Consider the following 26,094-nt stretch of genomic DNA (forward strand, 5'->3'; position numbering starts at 1 on the left):
TCGGCACCCGGCGCGGGGTCGATGCCCTGAAGGGACGCTCATCGCCTCACGCGTACTCCGCAAGCACCAGCCGCGTCACATCCTGGACGTTTCGCAATGCCTCCGGAAACGCGATTCTTCCGGTGGTCCACAAGATCAATGAGTTGAGCATCGTGCTGCCGATCGCAAGCGAGGCGAGCCGAGCACGTTCGGCGGGAACACCGTCCATCAGCTCGAACAAGGCTGTGCGGTTGGCAGCAGAACGCTCGTCGAGCGTGTCCCGGACATAGGGATCGCCGGAGGTCTGCAGCTCGACCTCGAGTCGCGCGAAGTGGGGACCTCGCTGAAATGCCTTCATCTGCCGTGTGTAGAGGTCGATCACGCGGTCGAGGACGGAGCCGTGGGCTCGGCTCCCCCTCGACTCGCGTTCCTCCGCGAGCCGGTCGGCGAGGATATCGTTCCAGGCGACCATCGCGGCAGCGAGGAGGTGTTGCTTGGCCGGGAAATATCGGTACAGAGTGCCCATCGCCACCCCGGAACGCTCCGAGACCTCACGCATCTGGATGCCGTCCGGACCGGTCTCGGCGAGCATCTCGATCACCGCGGTGGTCAGCTGACGCCGACGCCGACGCTGCCCGTCGGTCATGTCGTCGGGGCTCATCGGCACGGCCAAGGAGTCGGTCACGACGGCATTCTAGTTGCCTCGTCGCCCTGCACCGCCGAGGACGGAGCAAGATGGCCGCCTAGAACCTCGTGCAGTTCCTCCTGCTCCCACCGCGACGCCGACGTCAGGTGGGTCTGCACCGTGGGGGCCGACATCACATCGATCCGGTCGCCGTACACCACCAGGACCTGCCCGGTGATCTGCTCGGCCGCAGGTGATGCGAGGTAGACGACAAGCGGGGTCACATGTTCGACCGACAGTGGGTCGTCTCCGGACAGCGGCTCGGGGTCGAACACGCCGTCGGTCATCGCGGTCCGGGCACGGGGGCACAGTGCGTTGACGCGCACACCGAACCGTCCGCAGCCTCGCGCCGTCGACATCGTGAGCGCGACGACCCCCGCCTTCGACGCCGCATAGTTCGCTGCGCCGGGCGGGCCCGTCGCGTATGCCTCCGATGACGTGTTCACGATTCGGGCATATACCGGATTCCCGGTCTCCTCGGCACGACGCCGCCAATGGTGGGTCGCGGCGCGGGTGGTGAGAAACGTGCCGCGCAGATTTACGCGGACGACATCGTCCCATTCTTCCGCAGACATGTTGAACACCATGCGGTCCCGGATGATTCCGGCGTTGTTCACGAGAATGTCGAGTCCGCCGAACTCGGCCACCGCAAGTGCGACGAGCCGGTCTGCGGTGGCCTGTTCGCCGATATCACCGACGTACGTCACCACGCGTCCACCCGCATCGCGGATCTCGGCCGCGACATCGTCGATCCGCGCGCTCCGCGCGTTGATCACCAGATCGGCGCCCGCGGCGGAGAGCGCGAGGGCCTCGGCACGCCCGAGCCCCTCGCTCGCACCGGTGACGATCGCGGTCCGGCCGCCGAGAATCCGTGTGCTCATCGTGGTTCTCGGGGCAGCCCCAGAATCTGCTCGGAAATCACGTTGAGCTGGATCTCCAGGGTGCCCCCGCCGATCAGCAACGACGGCGTCGACAGGTACGCCTTGGCCGCACGGCCTCCCCCGCTGACATCCGTTCCGAGGCTACCGACGGCAGCCTCCGGCCCGAACCATTCGAGCACTTGTGCCGCGACATCCGTGATGTGCTGCGCCGAAGCAGCTTTGAGCACGCTCGCTTCGACACCCGGATCTCGTCCGGACAGGCGCCCCAGCACACTGCGGTGCGCGAGCGCGTCGAGCGCTCCGGTCGTGGAGGTGAGCCGGCCGAGCGCTGGGATCGCATCCTGCCGGATCTCGGGGTCGAGTGTGCGAACCACCTCGATGGGATCGAATCGATCGCGTCCCACGACCGGCGTGCGACCCATCGACACCCGCTCGTTTGCAAGCGTCGTCCGCGCCACCTTCCATCCCTCGCCGGGTGCACCGACGAGATCGGCGTCGGACACGAACACTCCGTCGAGGGTGACTTCGTTGAACATCTCGTCGCCGGTGGCTTCCCGCAGCGGACGTACTTCGACTCCGGGCGTCGACATGTCGACGAGGAAATAGCTGATGCCGCGGTGCTTGGGTGCAGCGCGATCGGTGCGTGCCAGGCAGATTCCCCAGTGGGCCTCGCGTGCCTTCGAATTCCAGACCTTACGGCCGTCGAGTCGCCAGCCACCGTCCACCTTGGTCGCGAACGTGGTCAGCGAGGCCAGATCCGAGCCCGCTCCGGGTTCGGAGAACAATTGACACCAGATGATCTCGCCGCGCAACGTCGGGACGATCAGGCGCTCGCACTGCTCCTCGGTCCCGTACTGCAGGATCGAGGGCAGCGCCCATTCACCGATGACCGTGCTGGGCTGTGTCAGACCGGCACGCTCGAACTCTTCCGCGATGATCAACTGGCCGGCTGTGTCTGCGCCCAGCCCGTACGGGGCGGGGTAGTGCGGCGATACGAGACCGCGGTCGGCGAGCAACACCCGCGCCTTCTCGGCGTCGAGACCTGCGGCCTCGTCGATCGTGGCTGCCACCCCGGCTCGAAAGTCCGGGCGGTCCTCGGTGACGAGGGAGGACTCGCGTTCGGTGGTCATCGCCAGCTCGCCCGCCCGGCGGGCCCATTCGTCCTGTGATCCGCCGAGTGCGAGCAGGCTGACGACGCGGCGCCAGTACAGGTGGATGTCGTGTTCCCAGGTGTTGCCGATACCGCCGAGGAGGGTGAGTGCCTCGAGTACCACGTCGACGGCCTCGCGTCGTACCACCGTCGCGGTACGCGCAGCGGTGAGTGCGATCTGCTGCCGGTCGTCGCCGTCCGCGGCCACCGCCGCATCCCACGCCGAATTCGTCATCACCTCGACGCGGATGAACAGTTGGGCGCATTTGTGCTTGATCGCCTGGAACGATCCGATCGGACGGCCGAACTGCTCCCGGATCTTGGCGTATGCAAGGCTCGTCTCCTGCGCCCATCGCGCGACACCCACCGCCTCGGCACACTGCAGGACCGCATTGAGAGCGGCGATCTCGTCGGCCCTGGCCCCGAGAATGTTCTGCGCGGGAATTCGTGTCTCGGACAACCGCACCCGGCCAACGTCACGGGTCAGGTCGACACCCTCCTCCCCGAGCCGCTCGACACCCGCATCCGTTGCCGACACGACGAACCAGACCGTCTCCTCCCGGCACCGACCCGCCAGGACGAGGATCTCCGCACCGAGCGCACCGAGCACAGGCACTGTGGTGCCTGAGGCGATCACCTCGTCGCCGTCTCCGTCGAGGGTGACAGTGCCCGGTGCGAGCCCCAGCACACCCGTCGTACCGGATGCGAATCGCGGCAGCAGCGTCGTGCGCGCCGCATCGGTGCCGTGGGACGAGATCACAGCGCTTGCACTGACCGTGGGCAGCAGCGGTCCCGGGATCAGTCCGTATCCGGACTGTTCGAGCGCCACCGCGAGCTCGAGCAGTCCGGCGTCGGCACCACCGTGCTCCTCTGCGAGATGCAGGGAGGGAATACCCATCTGCACCAGCTGTTCCCAGAAGTCAGGGGTGTCGCCACGAGCGATCCGGTCGAACTGGTCGCGGGTACGTGCGACAGGCGTGTGCCGTGCAGCGAACCGAGCGAGCGAGTCGGCCAGTGCGTCGTGATCCGGTCCGATTCCGATCGGCATCTCCGGTCAACCTTTCAATCCGAGCACCTTGCGGGCATTGTCATGCAGAAACTTCGGCCACACGTCGTCGTTGAACGGAACGTTCGGCATGTCGTCGAAGATGCGGTCCAGGCTCAGACCCGCCGGAAAGTACCCGGCGTAGATGATCTTGTCGGCGCCCCGGGTGTTCGCATAGTCGACGATCGCCTTCGGATAGTGCTTGGGAGCGAAGGCCGATGTCGAATAGTACAGGTTGGGCCACTTGAGCATCAGCTTGACCGCCAGATCTTCCCACGGCTCACAGCCGTGCCGGGTGACGAACACGAGATCCGGGAAGTCGAACATCACGTCGTCGATGAGTTCGACATGCTGCACCGCGGATTTCAGCCGAGGACCCGCGATTCCTGCACACGCGAAGATCGGGATGCCCAGTTCGACACATTTGGCATAGATCGGATACATCTGCGGTGCGTTGAGCGCCACCTGCGGGAAGGTGCCTGCCGCGAAGGAACTCACCGACCGGATATCGAATTCCTCGCGTTCGCGCGTCATCCGCTCCAGGGTGCCCATGATGTCGTTGGGGTCGACGGCAGAGCCTTGCGCGACGAACCGGTCCGGAAACATCCGGACTGCTTGACGCCCTGCCTCTTTGGCAACGCTGACCATTCCGATCTCGATGCCGTGCTTGTCCATTTCCCGCAGTGTCACCGACACCGGATCGTCGGTCGCCAGGTCGCTCGGAACATCCTTGAACATGTATTGCGCGGGCATCGTGAACTCGTCACGGCTCTGGCTGTCCTTCGTCTGCTTCGTGATGAAGGCGTACTCGTCGTATCCGGATTCACGAAAACCGATGTGTGTGTCGATGATCGGAATTCCTGCGTAGGCGGTCATGCGCTCAGCTCCGCTTCGAGTTGCTCAGCGAAGGAATCGCGCATCAGTACGTCGTTGGGATTCTCGGGAAGCTCGGTCAGAGGCTGCGCGATCTCGGAGGGTGTCGGCCCGTACTCGGCCGCGAGCGGTGCAAGCGCATCGAGATCGAAGTCGTACAGTTCGGCGGCGTTGGCGGCGAACAGCTTCCGCAGCTCGGACTCGTCCACGTCGTGCATGACCTGACGAATGCACTCGCGCGTAAACGGGTAGGTTCCCTCGTTGTGCGGATAGTCGCTGCCCCACATGAACTTTCCTTCGCCGAGAGTCTCGCGCACCGCGATGTCCTGCGCGGACGGCATTGTCGCACCGACCCACACATTGCGGCGGAAGTACTCGCTCGGACGCAACGGCAGTTGCTCGTCCTCGCTGTAGAACAGCTCACCGATCCGGCCGGTGCGCTTGACGCGCAGGTCCACCGTGTCGAGCTGACGCATCAGATCCGGCGCCCACGAGCAGCCCTGCTCGGACACGGCGAACTTGAGCCTGGGAAAGCGCTCGAAGACACCCGAGAGGATCATCTGCACCAGAGGGCGCATCGAATAGAAGCCGACCTCGTTGATATAGAGCAGCGACGAGGTCTTGTACCGGCCGTAGTCGGGCAGGCCGGTACCTGCGTGGCTGTTGACCGGCACACCGAGGTCTTCACAGATCTCCCAGAGCCGGTCGTACTCGGGATCGTAGAGCGGCTTGACCCATTTGATGTCCGGCGCCAGGTTCGGCAGCAGAACACCTCCCCGTAGCCCGTTCTCTTTGATCCACTTCACATCCGCGATCGCCTCGTCGACGTCGTTGAGGAAGATCTGCCCGACGCCTGCCCGCTGCGCCGGTGCGTCGTCACAGAAGTCCTTGAGCCACCGGTTGTGCGCGCGCACTCCGGCCAGGCGTTTCTCGAAGTCGTCCGCACGAGGTGGCCCGGCCAGCACCGCCGCACTCGGGAAGAACGGTGGCACGGTGTTCGGGAACAGCACCTCACCGACCGTGCCGTCGCCCTGCGTCTCGCGCATGCGCCGCTCGTTGTTCCAGTTGCGGTCCCGTCCGTCGTCGACGAGGTCGCGGTAGGGGTTCTTGTACTTGCCGCGCCACGCGTCGAATTCCTCGTGCCACTTCGGCTCGAGGTAGTCGCGGTAGGTGGCGTGATCGGCGCCGGCATGACTGTCGGCGGAGATGAGGGTGTACGGGACTTCGTTCGTCACGAGATGCTCCTGTCCGATGGCTACGCGAAATCATGGTCACTGCATATCTGAAACTCGGTTCTAAATTTCTGATCCCAGACTAGCGCCCTATCACCTGTGGTCAAGCAGAAATCCCACTGAGTGATGCAACCCGGTTTCATTCTCTCCCGCCAAGCTCGGGAGCTGCACTGCCGACAAGATCAGGCGCCGGCCCGGGTGTACTTCGAAGCGAACGCGTGGATGGTCGCGACGGTGTGGTCGAGCTCCTCCGCGGTCGTACCGTGACTCATCCCCAGCGACATACCCCGGGCGAAGACTTCGTCGGCGAACGGCAGACCCGCATCCGGAACCCGGTATTCGACGTTGCTCATCATCGGATGGCGAGTGACGTTGCCGCTCCACACGGTGCGGGTGTCGATACCTGCGCCTTCGAGGAACTCCTGCAGATCGGAACGTTCGAACCCGGCATCCTCACAGACGGTCACCGGGTAGCACAGCCACGCCGTGTGGAAGCCTTCGAGCTGCTTGGGCAGGCGGAACAGGTCCGGGTAGGCTCCGAACGCGGCAGTGAAGGCATCGAAGATCTCGTGGCGACGCCGGTAGTTCTCCTCCAACTTGCTCAGCTGGACCAGACCGAAGGCCGAACTCAGCTCGGAGGGCTCGAAGTTCCACGGCAGGACGTCGAAGATGAAGTCGTTGTCGTAGGAGACACCGTCGAGATCCTCGCGGAACACCCGCCCGCCGGGCTCGGAACCGAACAGGTGCGGTTCCGAGCGCCGCCCCCAACGGCGCAGCATCAACCCTTTGTCGCGAAGCTTCTCGTCGTCGAGGCAGACCATACCCCCGTTCCCGGCACAGGTGATGATGTGCGACATCGCGAAACTGGTGACGGTGATGTCCGAGCGCGATCCGGTCTTGGTGCCGCGCAAGGTGGTGCCGATGCAGTCGCACGAGTCCTCGATGACCTTCAGCCCGTGCTTGTCGGCGATCTCGCGGATGGCATCCCAATCCGGCGCATTACCAGCGAGATTCGGAACGAGGATCGCCCCGGTCCGGTCAGTGATCATCTCCTCGATCTTGGCAGCGTCGACGTTGTAGGTGTCGGGCTCGACATCCACGAAGACCGGGATCCAGCCACCCCGAACGATCGGCGCGACATCGGTGGAGAAGGTCAGCGGCGAGGTGATGACCTCGGCGCCCTTGGGCAGATCCAGCAACTCGAGCGCCAGATACAGCGCCGACGAACCGGAATTGCACATGAGGCCGAGCTTCTTGCCGTAGAGATCGGCCACCCGGCGTTCCATCTCCGCGACGTTCTTGCCGATCTTCAACGCGAACGGTCCCCCGCGCAGAACCTCGAGGCAGGCCTCGATCTCGCGCTCGTCATGAACACTGCGTGCGTAGACAACCCTGGTCATGGGATCTCCTCATCCGAATTCGTCGAAGGTGCCGACGCCGCGGATCACCACTTCAGGAAGCGAAGCAGTAGGGAGTCGTAACGAATGCGGTCCGGCCGCAGCCGTCGTCGGCGATGAACATCGTTTGAACGATCATTCAATCCCGAATATAGAATTGCCGAACGCCGTCGTCAAGTACGCGGAAGATCACGGAAGACGTTGACCCCCGACGAAATCTGCTGAACAGAAAGAAGTCACCGTCGCCGCAGCCGCCCTGTTTGCGGAATACGGGAAGTCCCGATACATTTTCTCGAATGAGCGTGGCCACCCGAAAGTCAGACGGATCCGGCCCACCGGACCGGCGATCGGAGATACTCGATGCCGCCGCGACGGCCTTCGCCGCACGCGGCATCGCCGGCACGTCGATGCGGGAGATCGGCGACGCCGTCGGCCTGAACGCAGGCGCGCTCTACCACTATTTCCGGTCCAAGGGCGCTATCGTCACCGAGCTCGTGACGGGATATCTGACAGACCTACTCGACGACTACCGGGCTGCGGGGGCCGAGAACCTCGACCCCCGAGCCCGGCTGAAGGCGATTGTCGACGTCTCGCTCGCCACTGCAGCAACCCGCGGCAACGCGACGAAGGTGTACCAGGCAGAGTTCGAGAATCTGCGGCGCCTAGAAGATTTCGTCGAAGCACGGCGCCTCGCACAGTCGATCCAGGCGGTATGGCTCGACGCCATCGAGGCGGGCAAGGACGCGGGCGTCCTCCGAAAGGACATTCCTACCAGGGTGTTCCACCGATTCCTTCGAGATTCCGTGTGGTTCACCGTGTACTGGCACAAACCCGACGACGGTTACTCTCTCGACGAACTCGCGGAAGACTGTATCTCCGTTTTCCTCGACGGAATGGGGGCGGACGCCGAGCGCTGAGCCCGCCCCGGCACTCACATCCGTTCGACGATCGCCCCCGTTGCCATCGCTCCACCGGCGCAGACCGCGACGAGGGCGCGTTCCGCATCGCGACGTTCGAGTTCGTCGATCACTGCCCCGATCAAACGGACACCGGACGCTCCCACGGGGTGGCCGAGCGCGATGGCGCCGCCGTTGACGTTCAGACGGTCCTCGTCGACGCCGTGCACGCGGGCCATCGACATCGGCACCGCCGCAAACGCTTCGTTCACCTCGAACAGGTCGATGTCGCCGATCGACATCCCGGTCCGTTCGAGCAGATACTCGGTAGCCTGCACCGGGCCGTCGAGCAGGTAATGCGTCTCTGCACCGATGAGGCACTGCGCCACGATCCGCGCCCGCGGACGCAGACCGAGTTCCTCGGCCCGTGTCTGGTCCATGACCACGAGCGCAGCTGCACCGTCGGAGATCTGGGAGGAAGTGCCCGCCGTATGCAGACCTCCCTCGAGCACCGGCTTCAGTCCCGCCAGGGCATCGAGCGAGGTGTCGCGCAGACCACCGTCACGCGACACCACGACCGGTGCCTCACCATCGGCGTCGGGCGCCTTCACCGGCACGATCGCACCGTCGATGCGACGATCGGCCCACGCGGCGGCCGCACGCTCCTGTGACCGGAGCCCGAACGCGTCGAGATCGCCACGCGAGAACCCGCGACGCCGCGCAATGCGATCGGCCCCGTCGAACTGAGCGGGGATGTCCACGGTCCAGCCCGGGGGCTTCGGGCTACCGAAGTCACCGGCGATGTTGGACAGCAACGGTACTCGCGACATCGCCTCGACACCGCAGGCCATCCCCGTGTCGATCACACCCGCGGCGATCTGGGCGGCAATGAGGTGCACCGACTGCTGACCGGAGCCGCATTGCGCGTCGATGGTGGTCACACCGGTCCGCTCGGGCAAACCGGCGTGCAGCCATGCGTTGCGACTGACGTTCGACGCCTGTTCGCCGGCCTGCGTGACGCATCCGCCGATCACCTGCTCGATGAGGGCCGGATCGAGACTCAGTCGCTCGAGCAGACCTTTCTGGACGGCGCCCAGCAGCTCGGCGGCGTGCAGCCCGGACAATGCCCCACCGCGTCGGCCGATAGGAGACCTCGCCGCATCGACGATCACCGGGTTACCCATTGCAGTTCTCCTCGCAGTACGCGGTCCGAATGCTCTCTTGGTATCGCGGAAGCTGCGCTCTTACTGCTCCGGTCTCACTGGGTGGCAGCGACGACCGCAGCAACCATCTCTTCGACCGCGCGGCGGCAATCGTTGCGGTCGTAGCCGAGCAGCGCCGTCTCGTCCACATCCGGCTCGTACGACAGGGTGTTGCCGCGTCCCTGGACGATCGCAGCATCCGACAGCAGCGGGTGCGACTCGTCTTTCACCGCGACCTCACGATTGCCACCTGCGGCGTCGACCATCATCTGGAAGAAGCTCTGGTAGGTGAGGTTCTCGTCGCCGATCAGGTACGCCTTCCCGGACTCACCGTGATGCACGGCGCCGCGGATTGCCTGTGCAAGCGAGCGGGCCGACAGGTAGTTGGTGCCGCCGGGGGGAGCGAAATCGGGGATCTGCGGCTCGTTGCCTGCGGCCCACGAGACCATCTTCCGGTAGCGGCGGGTGGAGGCACCGGGCACGACACCGAGGATCGACGGCGGATTGAGCGTGCAGACGTTGAACGACTCGCCGGCGAGCGCACGGGCGCCCTCGTCGGCGGCCTTGCGTGCCGCGACATACAGGTTGGTCTCGGCGATATCCGGACGCACCTGGTGATAGTAACTTCCGACCTGCACGAACCGCCCGACGCCCGCGTCCTTCGCTAGTTGGGCGAAACGTGGCACACCCACACTTTGTGTGGTCTCCCAGAATTTCAGCTCGTCGTCGTCCTCGCGTGGCTTGTGTCGCGGGTCCTGGCCGGCAGCGAAGACGATGGCTTCGAAACCGGACAATTGCTCGCGGGTGAAGGTCGGCACCGTGTAGTCACCGGTCAGCAGCGGAAAATCGGCGACGAGCGAGTCGTCGGGAAGGGGCCCGCGTCCCGCGACCGTGACGTCGTCGCCGTGTTCGCGCAGTTCGAGTGCGGCGTGCGCGCCGATCATGCCGGTGCCGCCGATAACCAGAATTTTCATGATGTCTCTTTCGGATCGTGGATCAGGGATTGCGGGGACGGTTGGTCCAGCCGCCGGAGTTGCGTGGCACCCACCCGCCGGACGAATGCGTGCCGCCGTCGACGTGGATGGTGCCTCCGGTGACGAACCGGGACAGGTCGGAGGCGAGGAACAGCGCGACACCCGCGACGTCCTCGGGCTGCCCGGGACCGCCGAGCGGCGACCAGTTCGGCCACAGCGGCAGGTCCTCCTCGGGCACGAGCGTCGCGTAGGGAACCTGCACCGACTCGATGAGGTCCGGGGCGATGGCGTTGACCCGGATGCCGGCTGGGCCGACCTCGGCCGACAGCGAGCGGGTGAATTGCGTGAGCGCAGCGTTGTAGGCGGAGTACACGGTGTGGCCTGGAATCGCCCGGTGGGCTTCGACGGTGGTCAGGTTGATGATCGACCCGTGGCCACGTTCGGTCATGCCCGGCAGCAACGCGTGCGTCAGGCGCAGGATGTGCGCGAAGTTGACGTCGTGCAGCTCGTCCCACAGCGACGGCGAGTTGGTGGCGAATGCGTGCGGCGGCTGCAGGTAGTGGCCGACGTTGTTGACCAGCACGTCCGGCCGGTGCTCGACGAGTTCGGGCGGGCACGATCCCTCACGCACATCCCATTCGACGGCGGTGATCGATCCACCGGCAGCCGGGACGAAGTCGGGTCCGTCAATCGGCTCGATATCCGCGACGAGTACGTCAGCGCCGTGGGCGGCGAACGACCTCGCGATCGCAGCGCCGATACCTGCGGCACCGCCGGTCACGACAGCTCGACGACCTGCCAGCATCGCGCCGGGAGTCATACATGAGGGATTCGGCATGGACGGAGTACACAGCATCGGGTCCCCGGCGTGACAGCACCGATTCCGGTAGGCGGAAATACCGGATTCCGCGCGGCACGGTGTGTTACCCATGTCCGGGGACGAGGAAGGAGACCCGGATGGAGGGGCCGACCGGAACATTGCAGCGCGCGGCGGTGATCCTCGACGTGTTCGAGGGCGCAGACCGCCTGAATCTGTCGCAGATCGTCGCCGCCACCGGGCTCCCGCGCACGTCGGTGCACCGTGCACTCGAACAGCTCGTTGCGCTCCGTTGGGTGTATCGCGAGGGCATGGACTACCAGCTGGGTATGCGGATGATCGAGCTGGGCGCTGCGGCTGCGCAGCAGAATGCCCTGCGTCGCGCAGCCCTGCCCAGCCTGCGTCGGCTTCATCAGCTCACCGGATGCGTCGTCCACCTCGCCGTGCGGGACGGATCCGAGGCCGTCTATCTCGAAAAAGTCGGTGGCGAGTCGGCTCCGCTGGTGCGGTCTCGTGTCGGCGACCGGCTCCCCGTAACTTCGTCGACGATCGGCAAGGCATTGCTGGCTCTCGGCGATCCCACCGATGTGGACTGCCCCGAACTCACGAGAGTGCGTGAGCTTCGTCTGGCCTACGACCCGGAACGCTGTGTGAAGGGCTTCAGCTGCGTCGCCGTGCCTATCGGAAAGATCGGCGGCACCGAGGCCGCAGCTCTATCGGTGTTCGGTCCGGCCGACCGGGTACGAGACAAACGAATGATGTCGTCCGCGCAGACCGCGGCCGCGGAGACCTGGCGGAGGATCTACCCACACCAGAATTTGATCTCGAAATTCTAGAAGGCAATTGGCACTGAAGTGAATCTCAATAGAGGAGACTGACCCTCGATCCCTGCTTGCGAAATAATATAGATCATCCAGGAAAAACCTTCGCGAATCCTCGTGTGGGTTGTGCACGAGCGCCAGCGCTCCTCCAATTCGTCACGTAATGACCACTCCGGCACCACGCAAACGGTGCTGCGTGGTGCGGCCCGCACTCGGCCCACGCCACGCGTCGATCTACTCCGGTGCACTCGGCCGAGCGGGGTGAACGTCCATTCCGGCGTCGTCGTGGGCTTCGGACCGTGCACCGGCCGACACTCCGGCTTCTGCGGCAATGCTCGAGCCGTCTAATGGAACGGTACGAATTCTCCGTAATATATTGGAGCGCAAGATATTATGACGATTTCATATACTGGCAACGAGACGTATTGCAGTGAGACGAGTTGCCGTTGAGATCTGCTCCTGATCCGCGGTGGTTCGGACGGGTGTCAGGGCGAACCGATGGTCAGGTCGATTGTGCATCGTCGATAGCTGCGATGTATTCGGCGTAGCCGGCCGACGAGGCAGCAGCGTGCCGTTCGATCGTGGCCGGGTGATAGCCCAGGGTCTCGGCGATGATCGCCACGGGTGCGAGTCTGCTGAGTTGCTCGAGGGTACCGAGCCGGGCAGCACGCGCACTGAAGGTTCTTCTGAGTCGGTCTCGTGCAGTCGCGGAATCGAGGTGCCGACCGGGAGTGTAACCGCGAAATACCCAGTTGCTGTGGGGATGTGCGGCCGTCTGGTCGTGACCGGGATTGACGGTGAGATCACGCCACGGTTGGTCGAGCGGTGTGGGCAACGCAATCTCGAGGTCGGCGAGTCGAATGGTGACCTGCTCGTCGGTGATGGTGACATCGTCCCAGCGGAGCTGGACGATGTTCTCGATCTGTTGGGCGAAGACGAGGACCAGGATGGCCAGAGCACGATCGCGGGACGACAGTTCGTCGGTGTGGACCGCCACCTGTAGTGCATGATCCTGTTCGGCGGCGCTGAGACGTCGGCTGGTGCCGCGGCGATGCTTGGGCACGGTCAACTCCGGTGTGGCCAGTCGGCTCGCGATGGCCCAACCGAGAAAACGGTCGACGATCAGCCGGGTCGTGGAGCCGGTAGCGATCCAGTGATCGAGATGGCCTTGCCGCAGGTCGCCAAGTCCGAGGCCTTCGTTACTGAGCCAGTTGACGAAGTCGATCGCGACGGTCACGGTCTGCTTACTGCGCAAGAAGGCACCGTGTGAGACCGTCTCGCTCTGGTTCATGCGGCGCAGCACATGCCACCGGACATAACGGTCGATGATCTCGCGCATCGCCGGCTGGTGGACGCGGTTGAGAGCTTCGGTCGTCCACTGTCGGTATCGGATCCGGATCTCGTCACGCGGGGGCAGGACACCGTACTCGACGAGCAGTGCCCGAACGTAGTCACGTGTGCGTGAGGCAGGCAGCGCATCGAGGCTGCCGTGGGTGATCGTCGGTGCGGTCGACAGACCCTCGAGGAACGCGGTGACGTGGCGTTGCCGGATCCAGGTGATCCCACTGTTGGGTCGCGCCATGGCCTTCAACGCCACTGCGACCGGTGCCAGCTCCGCGACGATCGTTCCGGATTGCGGGTCGGTGAGCAGGTCATCGACCAGGCTGGCGAGTTCGCAGCGTTGGCAGCGGCCGCCGCGGTAGAGTTCGTCCTCGACGCCACAAACCCGGCAATCGAGGTTCAGAGCGATCCCGGAGCACCGGCGACACACCGGATGGCCGTCGAGAACCCCGGGGAGCACCCCGGTGTGGCCGCAGCCGCAGGTGCCGCGGGTGCGTTTGGCCTGCTGGTAGCAGTAGTTGCAGATCGGGCCGTCGGGCCAGTTCGCGGCGATCGGGTAATGCCCGCGACACCGGGTGCACGGGATCGGCCACGCGTCGGGGTCGCTGGGTTTGCGTGGTCTAACCATCGTCGTCCGGGGCGATCACGCGGATGCGCCGGGCGATCCGCGGCTCCGTTGTGACACCGAAGTTTTCGGGCCTCCGGGGTGCGTCGGCGGTCTTCGCGGCCCGCATTTCGACGAACGGTTCGAACAGATCGTTCGGTGTGCAGTCGAGAATGTCGCACAAGGCGGCGAAGGTGCGGGCCGGGATCCGTTCCGGGGTCGCGGTCACCAACCGGTGAACCTGTGCGTTGGATAGGTTGATACCCCGCGATTTGAGCAGGGGGATCAGCTCGGTGGTCTTCCACAAATTGCGTTGGGCCATGAGCTGACGCAGATTCCACCTGTAGCCGATTCGGCGCTGCTCACTCATGAGCCGGTCCCATCCTCTGTTCCGATGCCACGGAGTCGAGTGGCGATAATCCGCTGCACGGTCTTCTGCTTGAAGTCCGTGGACACCGAGGTATACAGCGCGGTGGTCGACGAATACCCGTGGCCGACCTGCTGCTGGACGAACAACGGGTCATAGCCGGCCTCGATCAGATGCGTGACGTAGGAATGGCGCAGCGCGTGCAAGGTGAGCTCGCCGGGCAGGCCGGCACGGTCGCGGGCGTGGCGGAACGCCCGATCGAAGTTGCGCACCCCCGACCCGTCGGCGCGTTCGGACGGCCACAGCAGCCTGGAGCGATCCGCGGTGGGGAACCGCTCCCGGCCCTGCGGCGACAACCAGAATTCGAGCAACGGCACCACCCACTCGAACTCGGGCACCGTCAGCACGGTGCGCCGACGCGGGCCGGAACCACTCGTACCCTTGGCCCACCGCACCTGCACGGCGCCGAACCTGCGGTAGTGCGCTACATGCGGGTTGGGACCGAAATCGACGTACTCGAGCATCGCCAACTCACGTCGTCGGAGCCCGTAGGCGTAGGCCACCTTGAACGCAATCGAGTCCCGCAGTGCTGGCAGCCACCGTTTCGATCGCTTGGCGAACTCATCGTCGACGAAGTCGTCCACCACATCGAAAAACCGCTGCAGCTCCGTTCGGGTGAGGCTGCGACGGCCGGGTGTGACCGCGTCGTCGGTCGCGTGACGGGGCGCATTCCATTCGAAGACAACCTGCGCCGGAATCTGACCGAATACCTTCTCGCAGAACGGTATCCATCCGTATCGAGGTTCGGTCACATAGCAACAGAACGTCCGGATCGACCCGGCGTTCGACCGCAATGTCGACAGCGCCAGTCGACGTTGTCCACTGCGCCGGTCGGCCATGAACTCGTCGAAGTGGTGGGGGGACCACGTCCAGGGATATTCGTTCGTATGCTGCTGGAAACGCCCGACCAGCCGACATGACGCCTCGATGTGCGCCACTGTCAACCCGCGGGCCAGCTGTTGCGCTCGCCAGCCGTCCAGCATCGCCTCGAAGGCACGATCCTCGGCGCGCAGCAAGCCGACGGTCTGATCACTCAAGAAGGCGGGAATTCTCCCCGGGACCACGTCCACACCCTGGGACCCTACGCGAGAATCTCTCATCAAATGAGAGAAACGGCCTCGGACCTGCACACCAACCACCCGGCCGCCATCCCGACACGTCAAGCACGCCTCAGCGGAACCCCGTCATCACTTGCAGGAACGGTTGTCATGGCATGGTGGGATGAGTAGTTGCATCTGTTTGAACTCGTCCTGGTTTATTGCCGATAACGAATATTACGTCAACCAACGGCCTGTGGTCGTGCCTCGGATGCATCATCGCGCCACCCGCACCGCCCGCGACCCTGTGCCCGAGTCGTCCCCGACACCGTCCGACGCCGGTGCTGGGTATCCCCGCCCGTGGGCTCCCGCCGCGCCTGGCCGACGCCTTTCGGCCGCATGCGCGGACCCGCGACCCCGGCGCCCCTGCAACCATGCGCAGCGTACGCACACCGCCCGACATCGTCGCCGTGCCACGCGCGGCCACACACTCAGCAACAGGTCGAGCCGAATCCGTCTCACATTTGGGTGAGATCGAATTATAATCCACTGCAACATATTTGATGGATAATCACACTTATCCATCACAAATAGTCACGAGTTACAGAAGACGCGAATTCATGATCAGGCTCATTGTCCGCTCTTGTTTGATCTGGGCCATTCTCGCCGTCCTTTCCCCGTAGTTCTCGAGGAAGACCAGCAGCGACGGCGACCGCGCCCGCCATCACCTGCTCGTCCCCGCAACCGACGCGGCGCTGCTCGCGCTCGCGCACCTCACCGGCAAACCTCCCGCCGACCTCGCCCACGCACTGCCTCCCTTCGGCGACACCGACATTCAAGGCCCGCTCCGGGCCACCACCGCCTGCCGACGATGCACCATCCGCCGCGGCATCCGCGGACCTGTCCCCGTCCCCCTGCCGATACACCACAATGTCTGCACACGCCACGGGATCTGGATCGGCGACGCCGACAGCCCCCAGCTCGATCTGTCCGCCTCCCCCGAGATCATCACAGCCCAACGCCGCACCAACCAGCTACTGCGCCACCACACACCCCAGCAAGTGACACTCGCCTACGCGACCGCGGTCAAAGCCATCCCGCCCTGGCCGGCCTCGACGACCGCCATTCCTCACCACCGGAGATACCGGCTGCTCCGGCTACAGACCCGCAACCACTATCTCGGCATCCAAACCGATCACGACAGCTTCACCCACGCAGCGTTCTACCCCGACACCGTCGAACTGGCCGCACAGATCCTCAGGCCCGCCAACCAGCACACGCCGAGAAGAAGTCGAACGAAACCGTGAGAAGGAGACGCCGAACAGTTGATGAGAACCGACCACAAACCCCCAGGACAGACCACGAAAAGTCGAACTTTTAGGCGGGAACCTACATCGGAGGCGGTCTGCTGGCCCAAGATCAGCGAGGACGAACACTCGGGTTGTTCCGTGCCCGGCAGACTCGGAAGTACTCACCCGGCAAGATGCGCTGGCTCGTGATTGCCTCCGTGTCGATCTGGGGTGTGTCGGCATCTGGATCATGCACTTCCTCAGCATGGATGCTCGCTGATCGGCTCCCATGCACGCTCGCGTACCCTGTACCGCATGCTCGTGAAGGCTGCATCGTGATCGACGGCCTCGAACGGGCCGTGCGGGTCCTGGACCTCTTCTCATCCGACGTCCCCGAGTGGACGGTCAGTGACGTATGCCGCGAACTGAACCTACCGAAGACAACGACCTGGGAGTACATGCAGGCCATGACCGGCCTGGGCCTGCTCCGCCGCACGGCGCGGGGCCGTTACCGGCTGGGGTGGCGGGCCTTCCAGTTGGGGCTCCGGGCGCGCATGACATCGGAGATCTCCGGCCCGGCACGGGTGGAGATGAGCCGACTGGTCGAGAAATACGCCGAGACCGTTCAACTGGCCTCGCGCTATTGCAGCGAGGTGGTCTATCTGGAGAAGATCTCACCCCGCACCGGCGTGCAGGTCAACCTGACCCGGGTGGGCGAGCGGCTCGCGGCACACTGCACCGCGGCCGGCAAGGTGCTGTTGGCCCACCTTCGTCCCGGCGACGTGCAGAACGTGTATGCCGGCGCCGGACTGACGCGTCTGACGGAGCGGTCCATCGGATCCTGGGCGGTACTGGAGACGGAACTGGCCACGGTTCGGGAGCGTGGTTACGCCCTCGAGGTCGAGGAGACCGTCGAGGGTATGTGCTCGGTCGCCGCCCCGATCAGTAATGAGGACGGCGACGTGACCTGGGCCTTGAGCATGAGCTTCCTCGAATACCTGCTGCCCACCCACGTCGAGATCTACGCCCAGGCGATTGTCGACGCGGCACAGCGACTGTCCCACCCGAAGGCTCCGTCTCCGGGCGACGGTCGATTGCCGTAGGGCCCGATCTGCCCCCCGGCGTGGTAGTTGCCCCTGTCGACACCGCCGCACGGCCGTGTTCGGCTCAGGCGAACAGGAGCATTGCGGACCTGCTGTGAGGCGGGTTACTTTTCGGACATGGAAAGCCACTTCTAACCGAGGGTTCAGCTTCGGTTCGACTGTTTTCCCGTAGTTCACTGCGCTTCGTCGCGCCCCATGGTGTGCGTCCTTGCCTGAATCCACCCCTGAATCACTGCACGGAGATGTCTCGATGATGAATGCACGCACTACAACCGGTCGCCGGGTCGGAATCGATATCGGAGGGACGTTCACCGATCTCTTCGTGGTGGAAGGAGACGGTGCCGGGCGAATCTACAAGTCGCCCACCACACCGCACGACCCGTCCGAGGGCCTGCTCACTGGGCTGACCAAGGCCGCGGACGCCGTCGGTGAATCGCTCGAGGAATTTCTCGGCGGGGTCTCCACGATCGTGCACGGCACCACGATCGCGACCAACGCCGTGCTGACCCGGCAGGGTGCGAAAACCGGCTTCGTCACCACGCGCGGATTCCGAGATCTGTTGAACATGCGCCGCGGCATCCGGGACCGTCAGAACGACTCCAAGTACGCACCACCTGTTCCGCTGGTGCCCAGGAACCTTGTTGCCACCGTGCGCGAACGTATCGACGTGTCGGGCAACGAGCTCACGGAACTGCATGAGGACGATGTCAGAGCGGCGGCACAACTGTTCAGGGAACACGACGTCGAGGCCGTGGCGGTCTCCTATCTGTGGTCCTTCCTGGATCCTTCCCACGAACAGCGCACCGCAGAAATCCTGCGTGAAGAACTCCCTGGCGCCTTCGTCACGATGTCCCACGAGGTGCTGCCGCAGATTCGCGCCTACGAGCGACACAGCACCACGGTGCTCAATGCCTTCGTCGGCCCCACGCTGCAGAACTACCTGGCCAACATCAAGCGGCAGCTGGCCGACCGCGGTTTCGATGGCACCCTGCTCATCGTCCAGTCCAACGGCGGTGTGATGTCGCCCGAGATCGCCAGCGAGATGGCCGTCAACGCGCTGATGTCTGGCCCGGCGGCCGCACCGGAAGCAGCCCTGCAGTACGCACGCCGCCACGGCTCGCAGGATGTCATCACCGTAGACATGGGCGGTACCAGCTTCGACGTGGCACTGGTCCGCGGCGGTGAGCCCTTGCTCACCAGCGACAGCGAAATCGGCGGATATCGCGTGGCCCTGCCGATGCTGGATATCCACACCGTGGGCGCCGGCGGCGGCTCACTGGTGTGGGTGGACTCCGGCGGTATCCTGCGCGTCGGCCCGCAGAGCGCCACTGCCACTCCCGGCCCAGCCTGCTACGGCCGCGGCGGAGAAAACCCCACCACCACCGACGCCGATCTACTCATGGGCTACCTGAACCCGGACCTGTTCGGAGACGGCGCTTTCACCCTGGACGTCGAAGCCTCCCGCAAGGCCGTCGAGGAGAAGGTCGCCAAGCCGCTGGGTCTGTCCCTGCCGGAAGCCGTCGAAGGCATCTACCGCGTGGTTAACGCCACCATGGCCGAGGCCGTCAACGCGGTGTCCGTCAAGCGCGGTTTCGACCCCCGCGAATTCACCTTGGTCGTGGCCGGCGGCGCCGGGCCGATCCATGCCGTGCCGATCGCCCAGGAGCTGGGCATCAGCCGCATCATCGTGCCCCGCGAGTCTTCCGTGTTCTGCGCCGTCGGCACTCTGCTGACCGACCTCAAGCACCTGTACGCACGCACCTTCGTCTCGGACACCGATGCGCTGGATCTGCGCCGGGTCAGCCAGGTGTATCGGGAGATGCGGGACGAAGCCATCACCACGCTGCGGTCGGAAAACGTCGCCCCGGACGCCATCGAGCTGATCTTCACCGCCGACATCCGCTATGTGGGACAGTTCGACGAGATCGAGGTCCCCCTGGAGTTCGACGGCGATCTCACACCCGCGGCGCTCAAGCAGCTCCTGGCCGACTTCGAAGACAAGCACGAGAGCCTCAACGGCTACTCGATGCCCGGGGAGAGCACGGAGCTGATCAATGTGCGCCTCACCGCCCTCGGTCGCACCACCAAACCGTCCCTCGCCGAAGACCCCTCCGCCGGCCAGGACCCGTCCGCCGCACTCAAGGGCACCCGCGACGCGATCTTCTCGGGCTCACGGATCCAGGTGGACGTCTACGACGGTCTTCTCCTGCACCGGGACAACCGCATCGCCGGGCCCGCCATCATCGAGCAGCCCACGACCACCGTCGTCCTCATCGAGGGCTACGGGCTGACGGTTGATGCCCAGGGAACGTACGTCATCGAACCGGCCAACTGACCGGACTGAAAGGAACACTCCAGATGACACAGACACGAACCACCTCCGATCCCATCCTCGTCGCGGTGATCGGCAACGCTCTCGACGGCATCACCCGTGAGATCGGCCAGACCATGTTGCGCACGTCGCGCTCACCGATCTTCGTGGAAGCGCGGGACTTCGCCACCTCGATCTTCAGCGCGGACTGTCGGCTGCTGGCACAGACCCACTACATTCCCGTCATCGGCGGGGCCACACCTTACGCGCAGCGCGCCATCGTGGATTTCTTCGGCGACGATGTGCACGACGGTGACGTCTTCATCCACAACGATCCGTTCAACGGCGGCTCCCATCTTCCCGACATCACCATCACGCGGCCGATCTTCTGGGACGGCGAGCTGGTGTTCTGGGCAATGACCAAGGGACACAACGCCGATGTGGGTGGCGGAGGCGTAGTCGGTTTCAATCCCGCAGCCCGGGACGTCCTGGACGAGGGGATCCGCATTCCGCCGGTCCGCATCATCGACCGGGGCACGCTCCGCAAAGACGCCTGGGAACTCATTCTTACCAACGTGCGTATGCGCTCGCTCGTGGAGAGCGTCCTGAACTGTCAGATCGGTGCCACTGCCATCGGTGAACGGCGGCTGCACGCGCTCCTGGACAAGTATGGGGCTGCGACGCTCAGTGACGCCACCGATGAGCTGATGCGAGCCAGCGCCCGTCAGGTCCGCGCGCAGATCGCCCAGATCCCCGATGGGGAGTACAGCGCAGAGAGCCTGGTGGACAACGACGGTATCGACAGGAGCCGGCCCTACCGGATTGCCTTGACCATCAAGGTTCACGGCGAGGAGCTCACTTTCGATTTCAGCGCCAGCGACCCGCAGGCCCAAGGATTCATCAACAGCCCGATCGCCAACACTGTCGCCTCGGCCCACCTCGCCCTGTTCGGATCCATCGATCCGGACATCCGCTACAACAGCGGCGCCATCGATCCGATCGAGGTCGTCGCCCCTGTGGGCTCCATCGTCAATCCCAGCGACCCGGCGCCCGTGGCGGCCTGCACCGTTCCTACCTGCGAAGCCATCGCCGGGGCGGTTTGGGTGGCCCTGTCCCAGGCCATACCGAGCCTTGCACACGCCGGCTGGGCACGCTGGTGCACCCCGGCCACCATGGGGGTCAATCCCCGCACCGGGCGCCCCTTCGGCGACCTGCACTTCCTTGGCAAGGGCGGTAGCGGCGCCACCGAAGGGTTCGACGGATGGGACCACCTGTCACCCGCGAACACCCTGGGCGGACTGCGCACCCCGGACCCCGAACTTCATGAACTGGACACCCCGTACCTGCTGGAGGAGCTCGAGTACCTTCCGGACAGCGCGGGCGGTGGCCAGTGGCGTGGCGGACTGGGCGTGCGTTACCGGTGGAGGGTACAGGCCAGCGACATTGCGTGCGCAACCTACGGCAGCGGATTCACGCCGGAGACCGCACCCGTGGGCCTGCTCGGTGGCCGGCCCGGCATCGTCCAGCGCCTCACCCTGACCCCCGAGGGCGCCGACCCCACCGAGATCGACACCAACTCCTTCTACACGCTCGGCGAGGGAGACGTCTTCGAAGTCATCTCCAGCGGCGGCGGCGGATACGGCGACCCGCATCGGCGCGACGTCGAACTGGTGCTGCGCGACGTCCGGGACGGTGTGGTGTCCGTCGACGCCGCGCGCACGGTCTACGGCGTCGACATCGACCCGGACACCCTGGACATCCGGCAGGACGAGACCCGAAGCCTACGCGCCGCCACTCGCTGACACCTTGCCCCGCAGACATATGCGGGCGAACATTCTACGCAACAAAGGAGTTTCACCATGGCCACAACCGCATTCGCGGTGGCCGCCAGCCACGCACCCGGACTGATCGGCATGTTCGACCAGGCCCCGACCGAATCGCAAACGGTGGTGTCCTCCGCTTACGGTTCCATTGCACAACACATTCGCGACGCCGACCTCGACGTGATCCTCATGGTCGCCAACGACCACATGGCCAACAACCGGATCCGGGAGTACCCCGATTTCGTGATCGGCATGTCTCCGGAACATCGCGGACCGGCCGAATTCTTCAAGGACTGGCTGGGGTGCGGCGAGTACACGATTCCCGGCCGCCCCGACATCGCGGAAGCGATCTTCAACGGCCTGAGCCGGCGGGGCATCCGCGCGTCCGCAACTCGTGAGAACCTGAACTTCGACGACAACATTTCGGTTCCGGTGGTCAAGACCGAGATCGAAGCCAGCGGCGTTCCGATCATCCCCATCCTCCAGAACGTCACGGTTCCGCCCATCCCGGATCAGCACCGCTGCTACGCGATCGGACAGCAGCTCGCGGACATCATCGAACACGACCTGCCGGACGGTCTACGCGTGGGACTGTTCGCCACCGGCGGCATGAGCCACGAGCCGGGCGGCGTACGGGACTTCTGGATCGATGAGGAATTCGACCAGTGGTTCCTCGCGCTGCTCGCCAACGGCGATCACGACAAGATTCTGTCCGAGGTCACACCGGAGCGCCTCGACCAGGCCGGCATCGGCGGCACCGGGGAACTGCTCAGCTGGATCCTGGTCATGGGTGCCATCGGCGAGCGGTTCTGCGACGTACTCGGGTACACCGCCTGGGACCAGTGGCGCTGCGGCATCGGCGCCGTCAGCTGGGACATGACCTCGACGCTTGCCGGAAACGAGGAGGTGAAGCAACGGTGAGTCTCGAGAACATCAACCGAGCCCTGGTCTCCCACGATCTGGTGCAGGATCTCAAATGGAACGCTGACCTGCGCCAGGAATTCGAGCAGGACGAGGCAGCCGTCCTCGACCGCTACGACCTGACACCGGCGGAGCGTACAGCCATCGAACAGCGGGACTTCCGCGCCCTCTACGACCTCGGGTTCCACCCCTATCTGGGGGCACAGTTCGCTCGGATCCTGTTTGCCAACAACAAATCCGGAGCCACCAGCGCGGTCCAGCTCCTACTCGCATCGATCCGTCAGGAATCCGCACCGAGCGAGCCGGACGGGAGTCGGCCATGACTCCCGATACCGTCGCGCATCCGTCCGCCGTTCCCGGGACGCAAGCCCCAAGGGCCGGGGAGCAGCACCGCGTCCATCATCTGCCCGCCGGGCCGGACACCGTCCGCGTGGGGGTCATCGACGCGGCCGCGCCGCCGGTGCTCACCGTGAACCCGGGCGACGAGGTCACGCTGTCCACCTGGGGGCACTGGGGAAACCAGGTGACACCGGAGACGGTCATCGGGGACTTCCCACGCATCCGGGAGGGTTTTCCGGAGGCACTCGGTCCGCACTCGATTACCGGACCGATCCACGTGCGCGGAACTCGTCCCGGCGACACGCTGGTGGTCGACGTGCTCGAACTCGTCCCGGCGGGCCACGGGTTCAACCTCGTGGTGGCCCACCCCCGCGGGCGGGGTGTCTTGCGCAGCCGTTTCCCCGACGGGATGATCCGCCACTTCGCCTTGGATCGCGAATCCATGACGACCACGCTCGGCGGGAACGTGACGGTGCCGCTGAAGCCGTTCCTGGGCATCATGGGAGTGGCTCCCGCCGACGACGGCCCGCGGAGCACTGTGGAGCCCGGACCGTTCGGGGGCAATATGGACCTCTCCGAATTGGTGGTCGGCGCCCGTCTGAGGTTGCCGGTCTTCCGCGACGGCGCCGGCTTCTACTGTGGCGACGCCCACGCCGTCCAGGGGGACGGCGAGGTGAACCAGACCGCCATCGAGACGGCCATGGACCATGCGCGGCTGCGGTTCTCCGTGGAACGCGGTGCCCGGTTGCGCACACCCCGCGTCGAAACCGCACACCATTTGGTCTCGACCGGCTTCGGGGGCACTCTCGAGGATGCCGCGCACGACGCGGTGGACGACCTGGTGAACTGGTTGGTGGACGACGGCCTCAGCGCCGACGACGCCTACAGTCTTTGCTCCATCGCAGCGGATGTCCGCGTGACCCAGATGGTGAACAACATCGTCGGAGTCCACACCGTCATCGAGAAACTCACCCGTCGGCCCTGATCGACCGATGCAGACCGCCCCCACCGAGACCGAGATGTCGGCACGCCGGTCGCTGGTACGACACCGGCTCCGGGCTGTGTCGAACCGGGGCGGCCCCCGCGACACGTCGCCTCGACAAGGTGCGCACAGCATACAACGGCGTCCCCGTAAACCGGGGAATCGCCACTCATCTCAGTGAAAGGAAGGTCGATGACGACCCTGCCCATCCCCGACTACCGGACCGACGCCTTCTTCGGCCTCGAAGACAAATGGCTGCAGACCGGTGACGGCGAGCTCACCCACTACCACGAGCTGGGTGCGGGCACCCCGATCCTGTTCCTGCACGGTTCCGGAACCGGTGTGACCGCTGCGGCCAACTGGTGGCTGAATCTGCCCTGGATCGCGGAACAAGGTCGCTGCATCGCGATCGACTCCATCGGCTACGGCCAGTCGATCGTGGCCCCAGACACCGAATACGGTATCCGGGAATGGGTCCGGCACGCGGTACGCGTGCTGGACGCCCTCGGTATCGACAAGACATGGATTGTGGGAAATTCCATCGGCGGCTGGGTCGCCCTGCAGTTCGCCATCGACTTTCCCGAACGGCTGCTGGGCATCGTCTCGATGGGTACCGGTGGAGCGAAGAAAACCGCTGCCCTGGCGGGTCATTCCACGCCTGAACTGTCCGAAGCCGGCATTCGCCGCACCCTGGAGCAGTTCGTGGTGGATACCTCCCTCATCACCGACGAACTGGTGAGCCTCCGCTACCGAGCGGCACTGAACGACACGGCCTCCGAACGCCTCATCGAGGTGGTCTCGGCTCGCGACCGGGACCGGGAAGCACTACCTCTCGACTTCGATGTTCTGTCCACTCTGGATCTCCCGGTGCTGCTGATCCACGGCCTGCAAGACGAGGTCATTCCGGCATCACGGACGTGGGAACTGCTCAACACCATCCCCAGCGCCGACGCACACATCTTCAACAGGTGTGGTCACTGGACCCAGATAGAACGCGCCGACGAATTCAATGAGGTGGTCAGCCAGTACCTGACCCGGCACGGAGTTACCCCGGACCGCTCCCTCTCCTCGTGACCTCGAGGAACAGGCCGAAGGTTGCGGGGTGCCCGTCGGGGCATCGCGCAACCTTCGGCCGTGTCATGCCTCCAGGTTCGCGGCAGACAAATGCCGCCCTCCCGCCGGGCTTCCGATACCACGAATACCGAACCCACTGTCTGCCCAGAGACATTCACCAGTGACAATCTTGGCGGCATCCGATGCCAGATAAGTGAATGCAGCAGCATATTCCGCAGGTTCCGGGATGAAGCCGAGTGGTATGACTTCTTCGGCTCCAGGCAGGACCGCGTCGATCGGTTGCTGATCGAGATGTGCCAGGCCTTCCATCCGCGTGCGGGCAACACCGATTGCGACACCGTTGACACGCACGTGCGGCGCGAACTCCCACGCCAGTCCGCGCACGATGCCCAGGTTCGCATGCTTGGTGGACACGTACAACGCGCCGTCGTCGACAGCGCGGTAGCTCGCGAGCGAACACGAGAAGATGATGTTGCCGCCGGTGCGTAGCAGTTCGGGTAGTGCGGCACGGGCGCCCAGGAGATACCCCTTGACATTGATCGCGTAGATCTCGTCCACAGCTGCCTCGAGCCGGTCCAGTGGGATCTGCGACAGCGGAAGATTGCCCGCGCCGACGCCTGCGTTCCCCACGAAGATGTCGAGCCCACCGAAGCGGTCGACGGCCTCGGCGACCGCGGTCCGGTTGTCGGCAAGAGTCTCGACCGAGCCGATCGTGACATGTGCGTCCGACCCGAGGTCGCTCGCGAGCTGCTTCGACGCGTCGACGTCTCGATCCAGCACCGCGACCCGTGCGCCGGCCTCAAGAAATCCCTCTACGACTGCGCGCCCGATTCCGTTCGCACCTCCGGTGACCAGAGCGACTTTTCCTTCCAAAGATCCCATGTCGTTGTT

General features: G+C 64.9%; 23 protein-coding genes. 10 read left to right on the forward strand and 13 right to left on the reverse strand.

What is annotated here, in order from left to right:
- Positions 1-46: 46 nt before the first annotated feature.
- From ACSYG9_RS08045 to ACSYG9_RS08070, 6 genes are all read right to left on the reverse strand, one after another.
- Complete coding sequence (locus tag ACSYG9_RS08045; protein WP_440127591.1) at positions 47-640, reverse strand: TetR family transcriptional regulator; 594 nt, start codon at positions 638-640, stop codon at positions 47-49.
- A gap of 20 nt (positions 641-660) precedes the next feature.
- Entirely contained in the window at positions 661-1,545 is an 885-nt protein-coding gene (locus ACSYG9_RS08050; protein ID WP_454841999.1) for an SDR family NAD(P)-dependent oxidoreductase, read from the reverse strand.
- Positions 1,542-3,743, reverse strand: a complete 2,202-nt coding sequence (locus ACSYG9_RS08055) for an acyl-CoA dehydrogenase (protein WP_454842001.1) — start codon at positions 3,741-3,743, stop codon at positions 1,542-1,544. The genes ACSYG9_RS08050 and ACSYG9_RS08055 overlap by 4 nt, the downstream gene beginning before the upstream one ends.
- A 6-nt stretch (positions 3,744-3,749) precedes the next feature.
- Positions 3,750-4,616, reverse strand: coding sequence for an amidohydrolase family protein (locus ACSYG9_RS08060; RefSeq protein ID WP_440126673.1), 867 nt, complete (start codon positions 4,614-4,616; stop codon positions 3,750-3,752).
- Positions 4,613-5,848, reverse strand: a complete 1,236-nt coding sequence (locus tag ACSYG9_RS08065) for an amidohydrolase family protein (protein ID WP_054806701.1) — start codon at positions 5,846-5,848, stop codon at positions 4,613-4,615. The genes ACSYG9_RS08060 and ACSYG9_RS08065 overlap by 4 nt, the downstream gene beginning before the upstream one ends.
- A gap of 179 nt (positions 5,849-6,027) precedes the next feature.
- Positions 6,028-7,245, reverse strand: coding sequence for a DegT/DnrJ/EryC1/StrS family aminotransferase (locus ACSYG9_RS08070; protein ID WP_454842003.1), 1,218 nt, complete (start codon positions 7,243-7,245; stop codon positions 6,028-6,030).
- Positions 7,246-7,538: 293 nt separating this feature from the next.
- Here ACSYG9_RS08070 and ACSYG9_RS08075 point away from each other — a divergent pair, with 293 nt between their 5' ends.
- Positions 7,539-8,159 (forward strand): TetR family transcriptional regulator, encoded by a 621-nt coding sequence (locus ACSYG9_RS08075; RefSeq protein WP_054806700.1) that lies wholly within the window; start codon positions 7,539-7,541, stop codon positions 8,157-8,159.
- Positions 8,160-8,173: 14 nt separating this feature from the next.
- Here the strand turns inward: ACSYG9_RS08075 and ACSYG9_RS08080 are convergent, their stop codons facing one another.
- The 3 genes from ACSYG9_RS08080 to ACSYG9_RS08090 all read right to left on the reverse strand — a co-directional run bounded on the left by ACSYG9_RS08080 (position 8,174) and on the right by ACSYG9_RS08090 (position 11,152).
- Entirely contained in the window at positions 8,174-9,322 is a 1,149-nt protein-coding gene (locus ACSYG9_RS08080) for a steroid 3-ketoacyl-CoA thiolase (protein ID WP_454842005.1), read from the reverse strand.
- Positions 9,323-9,396: 74 nt separating this feature from the next.
- Positions 9,397-10,314, reverse strand: a complete 918-nt coding sequence (locus ACSYG9_RS08085; protein WP_054806699.1) for an NAD-dependent epimerase/dehydratase family protein — start codon at positions 10,312-10,314, stop codon at positions 9,397-9,399.
- Between the two features lie 22 nt (positions 10,315-10,336).
- Positions 10,337-11,152, reverse strand: a complete 816-nt coding sequence (locus ACSYG9_RS08090; RefSeq protein ID WP_454842007.1) for an SDR family NAD(P)-dependent oxidoreductase — start codon at positions 11,150-11,152, stop codon at positions 10,337-10,339.
- Positions 11,153-11,271: 119 nt separating this feature from the next.
- Between ACSYG9_RS08090 and ACSYG9_RS08095 the strand changes: the two genes are divergently transcribed.
- The gene (locus ACSYG9_RS08095; RefSeq protein ID WP_054806698.1) at positions 11,272-11,967 is read left to right on the forward strand and encodes an IclR family transcriptional regulator domain-containing protein; all 696 of its coding nucleotides are present in this window, start codon (positions 11,272-11,274) and stop codon (positions 11,965-11,967) included.
- A 487-nt stretch (positions 11,968-12,454) separates the two neighbouring features.
- On the opposite strand, the gene ACSYG9_RS08100 is transcribed toward ACSYG9_RS08095, so the two are convergent.
- Genes ACSYG9_RS08100 through ACSYG9_RS08110 form a run of 3 tightly spaced genes read right to left on the reverse strand, consistent with a single transcriptional unit; the run spans position 12,455 to position 15,424 of the window.
- Positions 12,455-13,921 carry a Fis family transcriptional regulator gene (locus tag ACSYG9_RS08100; protein WP_454842009.1) on the reverse strand — a complete coding sequence of 489 codons (1,467 nt, stop codon included), beginning with the start codon at positions 13,919-13,921 and terminating at the stop codon, positions 12,455-12,457.
- Positions 13,914-14,267, reverse strand: coding sequence for a helix-turn-helix domain-containing protein (locus ACSYG9_RS08105; protein WP_054806697.1), 354 nt, complete (start codon positions 14,265-14,267; stop codon positions 13,914-13,916). Before ACSYG9_RS08105 ends, ACSYG9_RS08100 begins: the two co-directional genes overlap by 8 nt.
- Complete coding sequence (locus ACSYG9_RS08110; RefSeq protein ID WP_440126680.1) at positions 14,264-15,424, reverse strand: tyrosine-type recombinase/integrase; 1,161 nt, start codon at positions 15,422-15,424, stop codon at positions 14,264-14,266. The genes ACSYG9_RS08105 and ACSYG9_RS08110 overlap by 4 nt, the downstream gene beginning before the upstream one ends.
- A gap of 998 nt (positions 15,425-16,422) precedes the next feature.
- On the opposite strand from ACSYG9_RS08110, the gene ACSYG9_RS08115 reads away from it, so the two are divergent.
- The 8 genes from ACSYG9_RS08115 (at position 16,423) to ACSYG9_RS08150 (ending at position 25,203) form a co-directional block, all read left to right on the forward strand.
- Complete coding sequence (locus ACSYG9_RS08115) at positions 16,423-16,668, forward strand: hypothetical protein (RefSeq protein ID WP_454842011.1); 246 nt, start codon at positions 16,423-16,425, stop codon at positions 16,666-16,668.
- A 317-nt stretch (positions 16,669-16,985) separates the two neighbouring features.
- Positions 16,986-17,753 carry an IclR family transcriptional regulator domain-containing protein gene (locus tag ACSYG9_RS08120; RefSeq protein ID WP_440126682.1) on the forward strand — a complete coding sequence of 256 codons (768 nt, stop codon included), beginning with the start codon at positions 16,986-16,988 and terminating at the stop codon, positions 17,751-17,753.
- A 250-nt stretch (positions 17,754-18,003) separates the two neighbouring features.
- Entirely contained in the window at positions 18,004-20,088 is a 2,085-nt protein-coding gene (locus ACSYG9_RS08125) for a hydantoinase/oxoprolinase family protein (RefSeq protein ID WP_454842013.1), read from the forward strand.
- A 23-nt stretch (positions 20,089-20,111) separates the two neighbouring features.
- Positions 20,112-21,866, forward strand: coding sequence for a hydantoinase B/oxoprolinase family protein (locus ACSYG9_RS08130; RefSeq protein ID WP_440126684.1), 1,755 nt, complete (start codon positions 20,112-20,114; stop codon positions 21,864-21,866).
- A 57-nt stretch (positions 21,867-21,923) separates the two neighbouring features.
- The gene (locus ACSYG9_RS08135) at positions 21,924-22,808 is read left to right on the forward strand and encodes a DODA-type extradiol aromatic ring-opening family dioxygenase (protein WP_440126685.1); all 885 of its coding nucleotides are present in this window, start codon (positions 21,924-21,926) and stop codon (positions 22,806-22,808) included.
- A complete protein-coding gene (locus tag ACSYG9_RS08140; protein WP_054804870.1) occupies positions 22,805-23,131 on the forward strand; it encodes a hypothetical protein in 327 nt (108 codons plus the stop codon). The genes ACSYG9_RS08135 and ACSYG9_RS08140 overlap by 4 nt, the downstream gene beginning before the upstream one ends.
- Positions 23,128-24,132 (forward strand): acetamidase/formamidase family protein, encoded by a 1,005-nt coding sequence (locus ACSYG9_RS08145; protein ID WP_440126686.1) that lies wholly within the window; start codon positions 23,128-23,130, stop codon positions 24,130-24,132. Before ACSYG9_RS08140 ends, ACSYG9_RS08145 begins: the two co-directional genes overlap by 4 nt.
- Positions 24,133-24,321: 189 nt before the next feature.
- Positions 24,322-25,203, forward strand: a complete 882-nt coding sequence (locus ACSYG9_RS08150; RefSeq protein ID WP_454842016.1) for an alpha/beta fold hydrolase — start codon at positions 24,322-24,324, stop codon at positions 25,201-25,203.
- Positions 25,204-25,266: 63 nt separating this feature from the next.
- On the opposite strand, the gene ACSYG9_RS08155 is transcribed toward ACSYG9_RS08150, so the two are convergent.
- Positions 25,267-26,085 carry an SDR family oxidoreductase gene (locus ACSYG9_RS08155; protein ID WP_454842018.1) on the reverse strand — a complete coding sequence of 273 codons (819 nt, stop codon included), beginning with the start codon at positions 26,083-26,085 and terminating at the stop codon, positions 25,267-25,269.
- Positions 26,086-26,094: the final 9 nt, after the last annotated feature.

This window comes from Rhodococcus sp. SJ-2 (assembly GCF_053750035.1).